Raw genomic sequence first — 15862 nt, 5'->3', positions numbered from 1 at the left:
AATGCAAATCAATCTTTTAAGCATTCAAAAAAATAATAATGATGAATTTAGCAAGATAGATGAGCATTATACCAAACTCATCAAAAAATTTTGCAGTTTTAATGATATATGTATTTTTAATAACAAAATTAATCAAGCACAAAACACTAATGCCATAGAAGCAAAAAAATCTTATACAAACGCACTAAGTCCTTATAAAAAAGGTTTTTGCATAGCATTAGACGAAAAAGGTAAAGAATTTACAAGTATAGAATTTGCAAAATTATTACAAGATAAAAATGAAATTTCATTTTTTATAGGTGGTGCTTATGGATTTGAGCAAGAATTTATTGCGCAAATGCATACAAGTATAGCTCTTAGTAAAATGACCTTGGTACATAAATTTGCTAAAACTATGCTTTTAGAGCAAATTTATCGTGCACTTTGCATTAATACAAATCACCCATATCACAAATAGGAGCGTTTATGCAAGAATTAAATCTTGAAGAATTTAAAAATATATTACTTCAAAGACAAAAAGAAATTTTACAAGAACTGCAAGGTAATATAGACAATATCCATAACCTACAAGATAGTGAACCTAGAGATGAAGTTGATTTACAACAAATTGACAATAGCTCTCATATTGATTTTAAAATTAATGAAAATTTAAAAGCTGAACTAGAAGAAATTAAACATTCATTAAGCAAAATAGATAACAATACTTATGGTATTTGTGAGTATTGTGAAGATGATATTCATCCTGAAAGACTTAAGGTTAAACCTCATGCAAAATATTGCATAAATTGTCGTGAAAATTTAGAAAAAAGGAAAGAGCTATGAAAATTAGATTATTTTTCTTTGCAAGTTTAGTTTATCTTCTAATCATTGCAGCCTTAGTTTATAATCTAAATTTAGGAAATTATACTTTTGCAATTTCTACTTTTGAATTAAATTTGCCTATTAGTCTGTGGGTTGTTTTACCTGCTTTGTTTTTAATGATATTAGCTTTAGCACATATGAGTTTTTATGGCTTTTTAAAACATTTACAATATAAAAATCTAATTAAAGATAGTAAAAATTATGAAAATTTTATTATTGATATTTTTTTAAAAAAAGCAAGCAAGGTTAAATTTAAAACTCAAGAATTTCAAAACATAGCAAAAAATACTCAGGCTCTTTGTTTTAAAGAAAAAATTCAAAATCCTAAAATAGATGAAATTATTGATATTTGTGAGAACTTAGACAAAAAGGAATTTGTAGAATTAAAAAAATACAAGCTAGATCCAAATAATGAAATTTTTATTTTAAATGAAAAAAATCACTTTCAAAATGATAACAATTATGCTTTTTCTTTTATCAAAAACAAAGATACCTTAGCAAGTGAGCTAGAATTTTTTGCTTATAAAATGGTATTAGAAAATGCGCCCTATAGTCAAATTAAAACACTAAAAATACAAAAAAATCAAGATGATATTTTATTACTTTTAAATAGATTTGAAAAAGAAAACTTAGAACTAAATCATGCTGAAATCGAAGTTTTACTTAGTATGAATACCTTAGATGATAAGTCATATTTACAATGTGCTAAAATACTTTGCAAAAAAATAGAACCTCAAGTATTAATTGCTTTATTTAAAAAGTTAAAAGATAATCATTCTCAAGCTTTAAGAGCTTATCTTTATACTTTAGCAGAATTTGGCATGTATGATGAATTGCTTAATGAATTAGGAAATGATCAAAATGAGCATAAAGACTTTAGGCTCTTGCTCTTTTTAAGAGAACATAATAAAAAAATAGAGCTTGAAAAATTAATACAATGATAGATTTTAACAAAAAACCTTTATTTTTAGCTCCTATGGCAGGTTTTTCAGACTTGCCTTTAAGAAATTTAGTTAAGCAATTTGGAGCTGATGTAACCATTAGTGAAATGATAAGTTCTAATGCCTTAGTATATGAGAGCTCAAAAACTCTTAAAATGTTAGAAAAAGCTGAACTTGAAAGCCCTTATATAGTTCAAATTGCAGGTTCAGATGAAAGCGTAATTCAAAAAGCCGTAGAAATTTTAAATCGTTTTGATTTTATAGATGGGATTGATTTTAATTGTGGTTGTCCTGTAAATAAAGTTATAAAACAATGCGCAGGTAGCGCTCTTTTGCAAGATCTTGATAAACTGCAAAGAACTTTAGAACTTATCAAAAAAACAAGCAATAAAAAAATAACTAGTGTCAAAGTAAGATTAGGATTTGATAAAAAAGAGCCCATTGCTATTGCTAAAGCGTGTGAAAATGCTGGAGTAGATTTTATCAGTATGCATGGTCGCACTAGAAAACAAATGTATAGTGGAAATGCTGATTATGAAGCCATAGCTTTAGCCAAAGAAAATATCAAAATCCCTTTAGTGGCAAATGGTGATATTAGCACAGAAAATGCTAAAGAAGTATTTGAAATTACAAATTGTGATGCTTTGATGATAGGACGTGCAAGCATAGGAAAACCTTGGATATTTCATGAGATAAAAACTGGCAAAAAAATAGAAAAAGCTATGAAAAATAAAATTATATTCGCACATTTTGAGGAAATGTTAAAGCATTATAAAGAACAAGGCATAAGCATCTTTAGAAAACACTTGCATGAATATTCTAAAGGTCATGAAGATGCTTCTAATTTTAGAGATTGTGTTAATCGTATTAATGATGCAGATATTATGCGAAAATATATTCAAGAATTTTTCAATAAGGAATGATTTTTGCTTGTAAATTACCAAGCAATATGAATGAAGAGATACCATAAAACAAGGAAGGTTCATGGCAGCTCATATCAATTCAAAAGGGATTTACAAAGCATTAGGTGGCATTAGAACAAGTGCGAATAATTTAGCAGCACATGCTTCAAAGCTCAACAATCAAAGTTTAAATTTCGAGCAAGTTTTACAACAAACTCAACCAAAATGTATAAACACATGCTTACAAAGCTCTCAAAAACAACTTGGAAATTTGCTTGAAGATATTAAAAATAGCAAGGAAGCTATTATAAAAAATACACATATTGACAGTGCAAATATCATCGCAAAATTAAGACAAGAGGCTATTATGATGTATGATATTACTCTTAAAAACCCTCTTTAATAATTTTATATAAATTATCAATATATTCATCGCTAAAATGCGATGAATTAAATTTTTCATAAAGCTTTGCAAGATCTTTAGTTTTAAACTCATAGCCAAAAGCACATTTTTTATGTGCTGGTAAAAAAGCTCTTACCAATACAACGTTTTTTTGTATATACTCATCACAATAAAAACACACAAAACTTTTATGCAAACGTCCTTCAAAATTTAAAATTTTTAAGTAAGCATCCACAATCACACGCTTGCAATCTTGTTTTTCAAAACGCTTAGCACAATCTTCTAAAAGCTCAAAATAAAAACTATCAATTTCTTCAACATCTTTTAAATGCCAATAAAAAAGTCTGATAAATTCTTGCCAAAAAAACATTTTTTCTCTGTCTAAAATCCAAGAAAAACCAATATGTAAAACATCTTTTAAACGTGGTAAAAACCTCGAACTTTCCTCAAGCTCAAAATCAATCTTATATCCACTTAAAATATTAGAATGTCTCATTCCGTAAAATCTATAGCTTTTAATAATTCTTTTAGAACTTAAAAGATAGACAATCAAATCCTCATCTTTTACACTCTGAGTGTGTAAGATAAAACCTTGCATTTTATAAAAGCTCTACGCCATAAGCTTGCAAAATTTCATAAGCACTATTTTCTAAAGATTTATTAAAACTTGCTGTTGCATTTTTATGCAATATGATTTTTGAGTTGATACTAGCACTTTGAGCTAAAATAATATTACTAAATACACAAATATGTGAAACCAAACCACAAAATTCTATACTTTCATAATAATTTTGTTTTAAAAAATTAGCCAATTCTAAACTACCAAAAGCATTCTTATAAAAGATTTTTTTTGCATTTTTTAAATACACATCAAAATCACTTGGCATTTGCCAACCCAAAGTATCTCTAATACAATGATAAATAGGTAAATTTTTTCCTTCTTTGGTTTTTAAATAATTCTCATCATGCGTATCAAAAGTAAAAACAATATCACCTTGATGATTTTTTAAAAGAGTAAGAATATTATCTTTTATCTTGGTAGCTTTTTCAAAACCTAAGCTACCATCGATAAAATCATTTTGATAATCAACAACAACTAAAAGATTAGCCATTATCCTTAACCATAAAAAAACTATCCGTGTGGATATTTTCAAATGCAGTTTTTAAACTTGTAAATAATTTTGGATTTTCTTTTTCTAAATTTGCTAAAAGCTGCTTAGCTTCTTCTCTTGCATGAGGAAATTTTACATTTTTTTCACTTAACTTCATACCAGGACAAAATTCATTACCAATTACTTCTAATTCATTATTAATAGCATTTTCTCTTAATTGTCTTTCTCTTACAAAAATCAAAGGGCGAATAACCTCTACACCTCTTTTACTTTTATATTTTGGAGCTAAACTTCTAAGAGCACCATTATAAATAAAATTCATAAAAAAACTTTCCACAGCATCATCAAAATGATGAGCTATAGCTAGCTTATTAAAACCATTTTCCAAAGCATAGGTATATAAAGCACCACGCCTCATTCTTGAAAAATAGCTACAAAAACTTGAATTTTTTCTAATAGTATCGCCTGAAATTTCATAAATATTAGAATCAATCACTTCATGATCAATACCATGCTCTTTGCAGTGATTATGAAGCTTAGTATAATCTTCGCCCATACCATAGCTTAAAGTTACTGCCTTAAGTTCAAATTTAAAAGGTGCATGTGCTTGCATACGCTTTAAAAGATGTGCTAAAGCCAGAGAGTCTTTCCCGCCACTAAGTCCTAATAAAACCTTATCATTATCTCCTATTAAGGAAAATTTAGCATTTGCTTTTGCAACTTCTCTAATTAGTCTTTTGCTAAGATTTATCATAGTTTCTCACAAATTTTTAAAACAAAATTAGCTGAAATTTTAGCGGATTTTTCTACAAACTCATCAAAGTCAAATTCAGCCTTTTCACCTGCTTTATCACTCATTGATCTTAAAATTAAACATGGAATTTTTAAAGCATCACACACCAAAGCTACACTAGCCCCTTCCATTTCACAAGCATCTGCACTGAAAATTTCTCTAATTTTTGCTTTTTTATTCTCATCACAAATAAACTCATCACCCGTAGCTATAATACCTGATTGTAATTTAACACCAAGTTCTTTAGCAACTTCCATGGCAAGATTATTTAGCTTATCATCTGTTTTTATAAAAATTTCATTGCCTGGAACATAGCCAAGTGGATGTCCAAAAGCTGTGATATCTAAATCATATTGAGCTAATTTTGTTGCATAAATTAAATCCCCTATTTCCAAACTAGGGTTAAAAGCACCAGCTACACCTGTAAAGAGTAAAAGCTCGGCTTTAAATTTTTCTATCATAATAGCTGCACTAAGAGTGGAATTTACTTTCCCTATCTTAGAATAAGCGATGATTAATTCATGATTTTTATATTTTGCAAGATAATAAGTGTTATTTGCATATTCTATTGTTTGGTATTCTTTTAATGTTTCTAGTAAAGGAGTAACCTCTTCTGGCATAGCTCCTAAAATAGCTATTTTCATTTAATTACCTTTAAAATTTCATCAATATCTTCTATTTTACTTAAAGTATAAGTTTCTTTTTGAGTGATTTTTTTATTTAAGCCCTTTAGCACACTTGCACCAAATTCTATATAAAAATCTACTTCACTATCTACAGCCTTAATACTTTGTTTATAAAGAACAGGTTTGATGAGTTGCTCGCTTAAAAGCATTAGGGCTTGATTTTTATCATTATATGTTTTTGCATTGACATTTGATACCACGCTTTTAAAGCTCTCTTTTAAAACAAGTTCTAATTCTTTTGTAAGTTTCAAAGATGCATTTTTTAATAATGGGCAATGGCTTGCAACACTCATGTTCAAAAGCATAGCTCTTTTAGCCCCTGCATTTTTAAACTCACTCTCGTAAGAAGCTAAATCAGGTTTTAAACCTGCCACTACAATTTGCCCATCACAATTATAATTAGCAGCAAAAATATTTTTTTTCTCACTTAATGCTTTTTGACAAAGTTCTTCTACTACTTTATCTTCAAGCCCTAAAATCACCATCATACCAGCTTCTATTTTAGAACAATCTTCTTGCATGAATTGACCACGTTTATTAACAAGCGCTATAACATCTAAAAAGCCAAATGCATCTTGAGCTGCTAAAGCACTGAATTCTCCCAATGAATGCCCCAAGCTATACTTAGCTTCTATATCAACTTGCTCTTTTAAAGCTTCATAAGCCATTAGCGAGTTTAGTACTATGGCCATTTGCGTAAATTCACTTTTATTTAAATTTTCATTTTCCTTAAAAAGCAAATTTTTAAAATCAATTTTACAAAAATCACTAGCATTATCTAATAATTCTTTTGCTTTCTTAGAATTATCATAAAAACTCGAACCCATGCCAGCACTTTGAGAGCCTTGGCCTGGGAAAATAAATGCGCTATTCATTAATGACCACCGCAACAACCACCGCCACCATGTCCATGGCCTCCACAACAACCACCGCCATGGCCGTGATGATGATCATGGTGATGTCCTCCACCGCCACATCCACAACTTCTACTACCTGCAATAATTCCTGTTAAAATTTCATCTTCACTTGCAGCTCTAACATCTACAATATTGATTGAAAACAACAAATCTTTTCCTGCATAAGCATGGTTGTAATCAATAGTAACTTCATTTTCAGTAATTTCTCTAACGATTACTCTTACTGTATTACCATCTTCACCTTCGCCAAAAAGCTCCATGCCAACTTGCAAATCAATCCCTGCAAACTGCTCTTTTGGTAAAGTTTGCAAAGCATTTGCATCATATTCACCTAAAGCATTTTCTTTTTTTATCACAATATCAGCATTACACGGAGCATTAAGCTTTTGAATTTCTTCTTCTAATCCTTCTAAAATTTGACCCTTGCCTAAAATAAAAGAAATAGGTTCAGCATAAATATTTGATTCTAAAACTTCATTAGTATTTGCATCTTTCAACTCATAAAACATTGAAACTACACTATTTTTTTCTATAGCCATTTTATCTCCTTTTTTTATTTTCTATCTGGTGAAACTTTTGCTTCAGGACTATCAGGATAAGCTGTCTTTAAAGCCTTATAAAATTTATTAGCACTTTTTGGATCTCCAACTTTATCCAAGCTAATAGCCGTGTGATAAAGCAATTTTGGCACATAATCACCCTTAGTGCTTATAGCAGAACTTTTTTTATAAAATCCCAAAGCACCTGCATAATCTTGCTGTTTATATCTTATCTCTCCAAGCCAAAAAGTAGACCTAGCAGGTTTATAGTGAATACTTATTAGATGTTCAAATTTTTCTCTTGCATCCTCAAATTGATTTTTATTAGTTTCATCTATCGCTTTTTTCAAAATTTCACTAGATTGTAATTTTTTCCAACTATCATCTTTTACTTCAATCACTTCATCTTGAGTTTTATTTGCATCTTGAATGATTTCTTGGGTTTTATTATCATCACTTACAACAGGAGCAACTGGAGTAATTTTTGTTTGATTTTGCACCCTAGCTATTTCAGATTGAAAAAAAGTTATAGTTTGATTCATATCTTCTTTGGAAATATAATCATCATTAATCTTATTGATTAAAGTTGTAATTTCACCTAAAACTTTTTGAATTTCTTGGTAATTTTTTTCCTGAATTTGTCTATTTTCTTCAATATAAGCTCTTAAATTTTGAATTTCTTGAGTAATATTTGCATCAAAATTTTGATAGTTTTCTTCTAATGAAAGCAATTTTGTATTAGCTTTTGAATACTGAGCATTTAATCCCTCAGTGACACTTTGCAAACCCTCTATGTTTTCCACTGCTGTATTTATTTTGCTTGTCAAATTTGTATAATATTCATTTAAAGCTTTTAAGCGTTCTTGATTTTCATATTGCAATTTTTCATTTTGAGTTAAACCATAAGGTGTTTTTGTATCTACTTTTCCTGCGTCAAATGCTGAAATTTCAGCATATAAAAAAGTAGCCCCTAAAAGAGCTACTGATAATAAGTTTAATTTCATTTATTTAAAACTTTATTTTGCAATTTTAAATTCTGCACGACGATTTTGAGCATCGCATGCTTTTGTTCTTTCAGTACATACAGGATTAGTCTCTCCATAGCTTTTTACGCTAATTCTATCAGCATTAACACCTTGAGCTACTAAAGATTCTTTTACTGCTTTAGCTCTTTTTAGACCTAAAGCTTGATTATACTCATCAGTTCCCCACTCATCACAGTTTCCTTCAACTACGATTGCAGCATTAGTAGCTTCTTTGTTAAAAATTTCAGCATTATTTGCAATAACTTTTTGCATATCTTTTCTAACATTAAATTTATCAAAATCAAAATATACATTTGCAACAGAATTTAAAGATTCAAGATTTTCAAATCTGTCTGAACCACCACTACCTTTTGAACCATCTACACTACTTGAGCTACTTACACTAGTATTTTTTGTAGCACATCCACTTACAATAACAGCAAATGCAGTAATTGAAGCAAAAATGATTTTTTTCATTACTTTCCCCTTTTTATTTAAAAATCATACTTAATTATAACAAAAAAAATGCTATTTTGATATTTTACCAATCAATTGATTGAATTTTACCTACTTTTAAACCATAATGAAAGGCTTTGTTTGCATTAATTCTAATAACCCCTAATGCACTTTGTGAACCTAAATATTTAATAAATACAACACTTTCTCCATCACTAGAAAATCTTGGAAAAAGATTTTTACCATTTGCAGTAAGTTGTCTTATATAATCACTTTGAGTTGACATTAAATAAAGATTAAAAACTCCGCTTTGATTTACTTCTCTACTAGAATAAACCATATAGTGTTTATAAGTAGAAACCGAAGAATTATTTTTACCATGAAAAACAACTTGTTCTGTTAAATTTGACTCTAAATTTTGCATAAAAATATTTGGATAACCCAAACGATCAGATACAAACACAATTTTCTTATCATCATCAACAAAATTACCATTTACATCAATACCCATATAGTTTGTAATTTGTGTCAAATTTTTTGAATCTACATCATACAAGTATACATCAGGTTGGTCTTTTGGAGCCATGGTAAGTAAAATTTTTTTACCATCATCACTCACATCAGAAGCAACCATCATGCCTTTACTAGCAATGATTTTTGTGATATTTTTATTTTTCATGTTATATTTATAAAGAGTTGGAATTTCATCTTCATAGGCAGTAAAATAAAATGCGTTTTGCTCTTTATTTGCCCATTTAGGAAACAAATTTAAACCTTTTGAAATCAATACTTTTTGATAAGTTAAAGTATAATCTGCTAATAAAATATCACTTTGCTTACTACCTTGGGTTCTAGCTATTAAAATTTTATGATCCATCCAATCAACCGGTGCAAAGCCTAATTTTCTATTCATCTGAGCAACACTTCTATGTGCCAAAAATGGATACTCTTCAATAGAAAGAATTTGCTCATAAAATCTTGTTTTAGTTTCATTTGCAGCTAAAATTTCAACATCAATATCTAAAAGCTTGCCATTTTTATTTAATATATAAGAAAAAATATAATCACCTTGTTTTTCATCTTGAGTTATCTCAAAATTTGAACTCACTTTTATATCATTAACAAGCATGTTATAAAAACTTTTTTTAAGATCTAAATCATTTAATTTAGATTGGTCTTTAATATAAATTTTAGGTAATTGCATACCTTTATTAACAACAGATATTGTCGCATCTTGTCCAAATAATACTGAACAAAAAAATAAAAATACTAATATTTTTTTCATTGTTTCTCCGTTTTAAACTCAATTATATCACTAAGTTGCATTTTGATTTTTCTTATTTTACCATTTGGAGGTAAAGTTATGTATCTTCCTTCTAAATTTTGTAAAAATTCTTTTGCTTTTTTATCAAAACTATCGCTATGTGCACTAGTAGCGCTTAGCAAATAAAAATAACCATTATTATCAATTACAAATTCTACATCTATACTTAAATTACCACTAGGATTGTAAATTCTCCATCTATCCTCAAGGTATTTTCTCACAGTACCTAAAAATTGATCGTAAACACCTATTTTTTGCTCTATAACAGATTGTCCTAGTTCTTGGTTTATTTTTAAATTTTCATTGAGTTGTTTAGAAAAATCATTGATTTTTTCTCTTTGGGCAAAGGTAGGTTTTTTTGAGGGCATAGAAGATTGTACTTTTGTTGTTTTTTCCTCTTGATAATCTTCTATTTTACCAAACAACTCATTAAAAACACTTGCTTGCTGTTCTATATTTTGCGTATTGACACTTTTATTTGTGGTGTATTTTTGCAGAAGATTTTCTTCAAATAAACTTTGCAAATTTTCTTTTTGCAATTCTTGTATCGTATTAATTTGATTTTGATTTACACTATCGCCAAGTTCTATATTAATAAAACTATTAGGATCATCAGTATATTCAATAGCTTTTGGTTTATATTCAATTAATTTAAAAAAAACTAAGAAAACGACAAAAAAATAAACTAAAGTTGCATAAATAAAGGATTTAAAATTGTGTATAGAATTTTCTTCCATTTTCTACTCAGTTTGCAAAGCAACTTTTTGGAAACCTAAATGTTTCATTGTTCTTAAAACATTCATCACATCATCATATTTTAGATTCTTATCTGCTCTTATAAAAACTGTCTCTTGAGTGTTATACTGAAGTTTTAAGGCGTTCATATTATCTGCAAAACTTATAAAATCAAATTTATCTTTTCCTATAAAAATTTCTTTTTTTGCATTAATTGTTATAATCAAACTTTTAATATTTGGAGCACTTGAAGTTTTTTGTGAACCTTGAGGAAGTTGCACTTTTTCCTCATATGTAATACTTGGCGCAGTTACCATCAAAATAGCAAGCAACACAAGCATAATATCAACTAAAGGTGTAATATTTAATTCGGGTTTTTCTTCTAAAAACATAAATTAAGCCTTTATAGAACTTACCAGCACCTTAATTTCACTATCTAAGATATTAATCAACTCATAAGCCTTGCGTTTGATAATCAAATGAAAGCTATATGCAGGGATTGCTACTAAAATCCCACAACCTGTAGCCACCAAAGCTTCACTAATTTTAGGAGCAATAATGCTTAAAGAATTTTGCATTTCTAAACCACCAAAGGTTTCAAGTATGGAAATCACTGTACCAAAAAGCCCTATAAAAGGAGAGGTTGAAGCTATGATACTAAGCCAAGTTAATCCTATCGTAGCTTTTTTTTCTACAGAATTTTTATAAATGTTCATTTTAGTTTCATCAATTTCCACACATTTTTTTAAAATTGACGCACTTTGACTTAAATCTTTTTCCCCTCTCATTAAAGCTTCTAAAGCTTGACTTTCATTTTGAGTCCATTTATTAATAAGCATTAATCTTGAAAATAAAATACTAAAACTAAGTATAAAATACACTGAAAGCCAAGCTAATACAATATAAGTGATTAAGCTTGTATTTTCAAAGAAATGAAAAATTGCTTGAAAATCCACTATTTTTGCCTTACATTATTATCCATCTTAGCAAAAGTAGAAGCCAAAGCAACGCTATCACTACTCATAGATTTAATCAAATCTTTTGCTTCTTCTAATCTTTTTGCTATTTCACTATCACTATTTCCACCAACCCATACAGCACCTTTTGCTAAAACACTTACTTTAGTTTCAGATACCTTTGCATGGCCTGAATCAATAGCAACTAATTCATGAGTTGAATCTGATTTTTCTATATCTATAATTCCTGCCTTTAAAGAAGAGATTAAAGATGCGTGTCCTTTTAAAACACCAAACTCACCTTCACTTCCAGGAAGAACAATAGATTTTACATTATCATTATAAATCATACCAAGAGGTGTTACCACCTCTATATGTATTAAATTATCCATTATTAAGCCTTAAGTTTTTCTGCTTTTTCAATAACTTCATCAATTCCACCTACCATATAGAAAGCATTTTCTGGTAAATGGTCGTATTTTCCTTCTAAAATACCTTTAAAACCTGCTATTGTATCTTCTAAACTAATGTATTTACCAGGACTTCCTGTAAATACTTCTGCAACGAAGAATGGTTGAGACAGGAATTTTTCAATTTTTCTCGCTCTTTCAACAATTAATTTATCTTCTTCACTTAATTCATCCATACCTAAAATAGCAATAATATCTTGCAAATCTTTATATTTTTGAAGCACTGATTGTACTCCACGCGCTACTTTATAATGCTCTTCACCTATAATTTGTGGATCAAGCATTCTTGAAGTAGAATCAAGCGGATCAACAGCTGGATAAATACCTTTTTCAGCAATCGATCTGTTTAAAACTGTAGTTGCATCTAAGTGTGCAAAAACAGTTGCAGGAGCAGGGTCTGTTAAATCATCTGCTGGCACATAAACTGCTTGAACTGAAGTAATAGAACCTTTTTTAGTTGATGTAATTCTTTCTTGAAATTTACCCATTTCACTAGCTAGAGTTGGTTGATAACCAACAGCTGAAGGAATTCTTCCTAAAAGCGCTGACATTTCTGAACCCGATTGAGAAAATCTAAAGATATTATCAATAAACATCAATACATCAAGCCCCATTTCATCTCTAAAATACTCAGCCATAGTAAGACCTGTTAGAGCAATACGATTTCTTGCCCCTGGTGGTTCATTCATTTGACCATAGCATAGTGCAACTTTATCTAAAACATTACTTTCTTTCATTTCATTATAAAGGTCATTACCCTCACGTGTCCTTTCACCAACACCTGCAAAAACTGAATATCCACTATGTTTAAACGCAACATTGTGAATTAATTCCATAATAATAACGGTTTTACCAACACCTGCACCACCAAAAAGACCAACTTTACCGCCTTTAGCATAAGGAGCCAACAAATCAACTACCTTAATACCTGTTTCAAAAATTTCACTTTTCGTACTTTGCTCTTCAAATGGAGGAGGATCTCTGTGAATTGACCAATGTTTATCAAAATTAATCTCTTCACCCTCATCAATTAAATCACCCGTCACATTAAAAATTCTTCCAAGAACTTTTTCACCCACTGGAACACTGATTGGGTTGCCAGTTGCTTCTACCGCTAAACCTCTAACAAGACCATCAGTCATATCCATAGCAATAGTTCTTACTTTATTATCGCCTAAATGCGCAGCTACTTCAAGAACTAGCTTACATTCTTTTCCTTCTAATTCATAATTAACAATAATAGCTTCATTAATTTGCGGAAGATATTCTTTAAATTCAACATCAACCACTGGTCCTAAAACTTGAGAAATAAAACCTTGCATCATCACTCCTAAATTTATTTCATTGACTCAACACCGCTGATAATCTCTATCAATTCGGTGGTAATAGATTCTTGTCTTGCTTTATTATAAGCTAAGTTAAGTTGTTTAACTCTTGCTTTTGCATTATTGGTTGCATTATCCATAGCCTGCATTCTTGCACTATGTTCAGCCGCCAAAGAATCAACCAAAGAAAAATACATATTATATTCAAAATAAGTTTTTAACAAATCACTTAAGATTTCTTCATCTTCTGGCTCCAAGTCCATTAAAGACTGAGATTCTTGTTCTTCCTTACTTGCAATAGCTTCTACAGGCAATAGTTCATTAATACGAATTTCTTGAGAAATCATATTTTTATAGCCATTATGTACAATTACAACTTTATCGGTTACTTCATTTACAAAATCATCTACTGCACTTTGTATAATAGCACATGCTTTTTCATAGTCAGGGCTAGAGCTTGTATCTAGATATTTTTCTAAAATTTCAATATTTTGAAAATTAAAATACTCTATACCTGTTTTACCAATAGCTCTTAATCTTACTTTGATTTTTTTTGCTTTACAATCTTCAAGCATTTCATTTACTGTTTTAATGGTTTTAATGTTAAAACCACCGCATAAACCTTTATCAGCAGTAATGAAAATAATATCCATTTTCTCAATATTGTCTTTTTTTCTAAAAAACGGAAGTTTATCATCAAGTCCTTCATATTGATTAATCTTGAATGCAATTTCAGATAAAACTTCATCAATTTTTTGAGCAAAAACTTTTGACTTTTTAGCCGCCTCTTCCGCCTTTCTTAATTTGGCAGTAGAGACAAGCTTCATAGCATTAGTTGTCTTTTGTGTATTATGAACACTTTTTATTTTTCTTTTAATTTCTTTTAAATTAGACATTTAAAAACCTTATATGTGGTTTGCTTTAAACTCACTCAATGCTTTAGCTAATTTTTCTTCTAAATCTTTATCTAAAGCCTTTTTGGTTCTAATTTGCTCAAAAATTTCTGGATATTTAGCTTCAATAAATGGATATAAAGCTGCTTCAAATTCTCCAATTTTAGAAACTGCTATATCATCTAAATATCCTTTAGTTCCTGCATAAATCATCACTACTTGATTTTCAGCTGAAAGCGGAGAATATGGAGGTTGCTTTAAAACCTCAACCATTCTTTGTCCGCGTTCAAGTTGTTTTCTACTTGCTTCATCCAAATCACTTGCAAATTGTGCAAAAGCTTGCAATTCTCTATACTGAGCTAAATCAAGTCTTAATGTACCTGAAACTTGTTTTGTTGCTTTAATTTGCGCAGCACCACCAACACGAGATACAGATAAACCAACATTAATCGCAGGACGAATACCTGAGTTGAATAAATCTGTTTCCAAGAAAATTTGCCCATCTGTGATTGAAATAACATTGGTTGGAATATAAGCTGAAACATCACCCGCTTGAGTTTCAATAATAGGTAATGCTGTTAAGCTTCCCGCGCCAAGCTCATCACTTAATTTACTTGCTCTTTCAAGCAATCTTGAATGTAAATAAAATACATCCCCTGGATAAGCTTCACGACCTGGAGGACGACGTAAAATCAAAGACATCTCACGATATGCAACAGCATGCTTACTTAAATCATCATAAACAATCAATGCATGTCTTGAGTTATCTCTAAAATATTCACCCATAGTTACGCCTGTATATGGAGCAAGATATTGCAATGCAGCAGGATCAGAAGCACCTGCATTTACTACTATACTATAATCCATTGCACCATATTCTTCAAGCTTTTTAACTACTTGAGCTACTGTACTTTGTTTTTGACCAATTGCAACATAAATACAAATAACATCTTTACCTTTTTGGCTAATGATAGTATCGATTGCTACAGTTGTTTTACCTGTTTGTCTATCACCGATAATTAGCTCTCTTTGTCCTCTACCAATTGGAACTAAAGCATCAATTGCTTTAATACCTGTGTGTAGTGGCTCATGAACGCTTTTTCTAGCCATAATACCTTTTGCTTTTTCTTCCACAAAACGATATTCGCTTGCTTCAATCACACCTTTAGCATCAATTGGCTCACCCAAAGCATTTACAACACGTCCTATCAACGCATCGCCTACCGGAACTTTTAGAAGTTTTTTTAGTCTTTTTACGGAACTTCCTTCTTTAAGACCAAGACCTTTTCCTAAGATAACAATACCAACACTTGATTCTTCAAGGTTAAGTACCATTCCTTTTTCACCATTTTCAAATTCAACCATCTCTCCAGCCATAGCATTCTTAAGACCATAAACCTTAGCAACACCATCAGCAACTGAAATAATTTTACCAGTTTCTTCTATTTCAAGATTAAAGTCAAATTTTTCAATTCTTTCTTTTATAATAGAACTAATTTCATCTGCTTTAAATTTCATCAAATC

Annotated in this window: 21 protein-coding genes; 5 read left to right on the top strand and 16 right to left on the bottom strand. The window is 29.9% G+C overall.

The genetic code is table 11. The features are described 5' to 3' along the window. Position 1: 1 nt before the first annotated feature. From EL235_RS01135 to EL235_RS01115, 5 genes are all read left to right on the top strand, one after another. Positions 2–457, top strand: coding sequence for a 23S rRNA (pseudouridine(1915)-N(3))-methyltransferase RlmH (locus EL235_RS01135; RefSeq protein WP_039625241.1), 456 nt, complete (start codon positions 2–4; stop codon positions 455–457). 8 nt (positions 458–465) lie between these two features. Next, positions 466–822 carry an RNA polymerase-binding protein DksA gene (gene dksA, locus EL235_RS01130; RefSeq protein WP_012660959.1) on the top strand — a complete coding sequence of 119 codons (357 nt, stop codon included), beginning with the start codon at positions 466–468 and terminating at the stop codon, positions 820–822. Continuing rightward, a complete protein-coding gene (locus EL235_RS01125) occupies positions 819–1802 on the top strand; it encodes a hypothetical protein (protein WP_114640000.1) in 984 nt (327 codons plus the stop codon). The genes dksA and EL235_RS01125 overlap by 4 nt, the downstream gene beginning before the upstream one ends. Then, on the top strand, positions 1799–2725 hold the full coding sequence (locus EL235_RS01120; protein ID WP_114639999.1) for a tRNA dihydrouridine synthase: 927 nt from the start codon (positions 1799–1801) through the stop codon (positions 2723–2725). The genes EL235_RS01125 and EL235_RS01120 overlap by 4 nt, the downstream gene beginning before the upstream one ends. 61 nt (positions 2726–2786) lie before the next feature. Continuing rightward, positions 2787–3107, top strand: coding sequence for a hypothetical protein (locus EL235_RS01115; RefSeq protein ID WP_114639998.1), 321 nt, complete (start codon positions 2787–2789; stop codon positions 3105–3107). Here the strand turns inward: EL235_RS01115 and recO are convergent. From recO to atpA, 16 genes are all read right to left on the bottom strand, one after another. Next, complete coding sequence (gene recO, locus EL235_RS01110) at positions 3091–3705, bottom strand: recombination protein RecO (RefSeq protein WP_039625233.1); 615 nt, start codon at positions 3703–3705, stop codon at positions 3091–3093. The two genes, EL235_RS01115 and recO, sit on opposite strands and share 17 nt — an antisense overlap. 1 nt (position 3706) lies before the next feature. After that, on the bottom strand, positions 3707–4219 hold the full coding sequence (locus EL235_RS01105; protein WP_039625232.1) for a cysteine hydrolase family protein: 513 nt from the start codon (positions 4217–4219) through the stop codon (positions 3707–3709). Continuing rightward, positions 4212–4973, bottom strand: a complete 762-nt coding sequence (locus tag EL235_RS01100) for a PP-loop family protein (protein WP_126340628.1) — start codon at positions 4971–4973, stop codon at positions 4212–4214. Before EL235_RS01100 ends, EL235_RS01105 begins: the two co-directional genes overlap by 8 nt. Next, positions 4970–5656: a 5'-methylthioadenosine / S-adenosylhomocysteine nucleosidase / 6-amino-6-deoxyfutalosine hydrolase gene (locus EL235_RS01095; RefSeq protein WP_039625228.1), complete on the bottom strand. Its 687-nt coding sequence runs from the start codon at positions 5654–5656 to the stop codon at positions 4970–4972. The genes EL235_RS01100 and EL235_RS01095 overlap by 4 nt, the downstream gene beginning before the upstream one ends. After that, the gene (gene fabD, locus EL235_RS01090) at positions 5653–6573 is read right to left on the bottom strand and encodes an ACP S-malonyltransferase (RefSeq protein WP_039625226.1); all 921 of its coding nucleotides are present in this window, start codon (positions 6571–6573) and stop codon (positions 5653–5655) included. The genes EL235_RS01095 and fabD overlap by 4 nt, the downstream gene beginning before the upstream one ends. Then, positions 6573–7154, bottom strand: a complete 582-nt coding sequence (locus tag EL235_RS01085) for an FKBP-type peptidyl-prolyl cis-trans isomerase (RefSeq protein WP_039625225.1) — start codon at positions 7152–7154, stop codon at positions 6573–6575. The genes fabD and EL235_RS01085 overlap by 1 nt, the downstream gene beginning before the upstream one ends. 14 nt (positions 7155–7168) lie before the next feature. Beyond that, positions 7169–8158: a tetratricopeptide repeat protein gene (locus tag EL235_RS01080; RefSeq protein WP_126340627.1), complete on the bottom strand. Its 990-nt coding sequence runs from the start codon at positions 8156–8158 to the stop codon at positions 7169–7171. 12 nt (positions 8159–8170) lie between these two features. Next, a complete protein-coding gene (pal, locus tag EL235_RS01075) occupies positions 8171–8656 on the bottom strand; it encodes a peptidoglycan-associated lipoprotein Pal (protein WP_114639993.1) in 486 nt (161 codons plus the stop codon). A gap of 64 nt (positions 8657–8720) precedes the next feature. Continuing rightward, entirely contained in the window at positions 8721–9920 is a 1200-nt protein-coding gene (gene tolB, locus EL235_RS01070; RefSeq protein ID WP_039625219.1) for a Tol-Pal system protein TolB, read from the bottom strand. After that, on the bottom strand, positions 9917–10696 hold the full coding sequence (locus tag EL235_RS01065) for an energy transducer TonB (protein WP_114639991.1): 780 nt from the start codon (positions 10694–10696) through the stop codon (positions 9917–9919). Before EL235_RS01065 ends, tolB begins: the two co-directional genes overlap by 4 nt. Before the next feature lie 3 nt (positions 10697–10699). Continuing rightward, positions 10700–11086: an ExbD/TolR family protein gene (locus EL235_RS01060; protein WP_114639990.1), complete on the bottom strand. Its 387-nt coding sequence runs from the start codon at positions 11084–11086 to the stop codon at positions 10700–10702. Positions 11087–11089: 3 nt separating this feature from the next. Continuing rightward, the gene (locus tag EL235_RS01055) at positions 11090–11650 is read right to left on the bottom strand and encodes a MotA/TolQ/ExbB proton channel family protein (RefSeq protein ID WP_039617360.1); all 561 of its coding nucleotides are present in this window, start codon (positions 11648–11650) and stop codon (positions 11090–11092) included. Further along, entirely contained in the window at positions 11650–12042 is a 393-nt protein-coding gene (atpC, locus tag EL235_RS01050) for an ATP synthase F1 subunit epsilon (RefSeq protein ID WP_039625212.1), read from the bottom strand. The genes EL235_RS01055 and atpC overlap by 1 nt, the downstream gene beginning before the upstream one ends. A gap of 2 nt (positions 12043–12044) precedes the next feature. After that, complete coding sequence (atpD, locus tag EL235_RS01045; RefSeq protein WP_039617358.1) at positions 12045–13442, bottom strand: F0F1 ATP synthase subunit beta; 1398 nt, start codon at positions 13440–13442, stop codon at positions 12045–12047. Between the two features lie 14 nt (positions 13443–13456). Beyond that, a complete protein-coding gene (atpG, locus tag EL235_RS01040) occupies positions 13457–14341 on the bottom strand; it encodes an ATP synthase F1 subunit gamma (protein WP_114639989.1) in 885 nt (294 codons plus the stop codon). 9 nt (positions 14342–14350) lie between these two features. Then, positions 14351–15856, bottom strand: a complete 1506-nt coding sequence (atpA, locus tag EL235_RS01035) for a F0F1 ATP synthase subunit alpha (RefSeq protein ID WP_039617356.1) — start codon at positions 15854–15856, stop codon at positions 14351–14353. Positions 15857–15862: the final 6 nt, after the last annotated feature.

The sequence above is a fragment of the Campylobacter lari genome (assembly GCF_900638335.1).
Taxonomy (GTDB): domain Bacteria; phylum Campylobacterota; class Campylobacteria; order Campylobacterales; family Campylobacteraceae; genus Campylobacter_D; species Campylobacter_D lari_E.
Note: the sequence above shows the minus strand (reverse complement) of the source record. Positions and strands in the feature narration are given on the sequence as shown.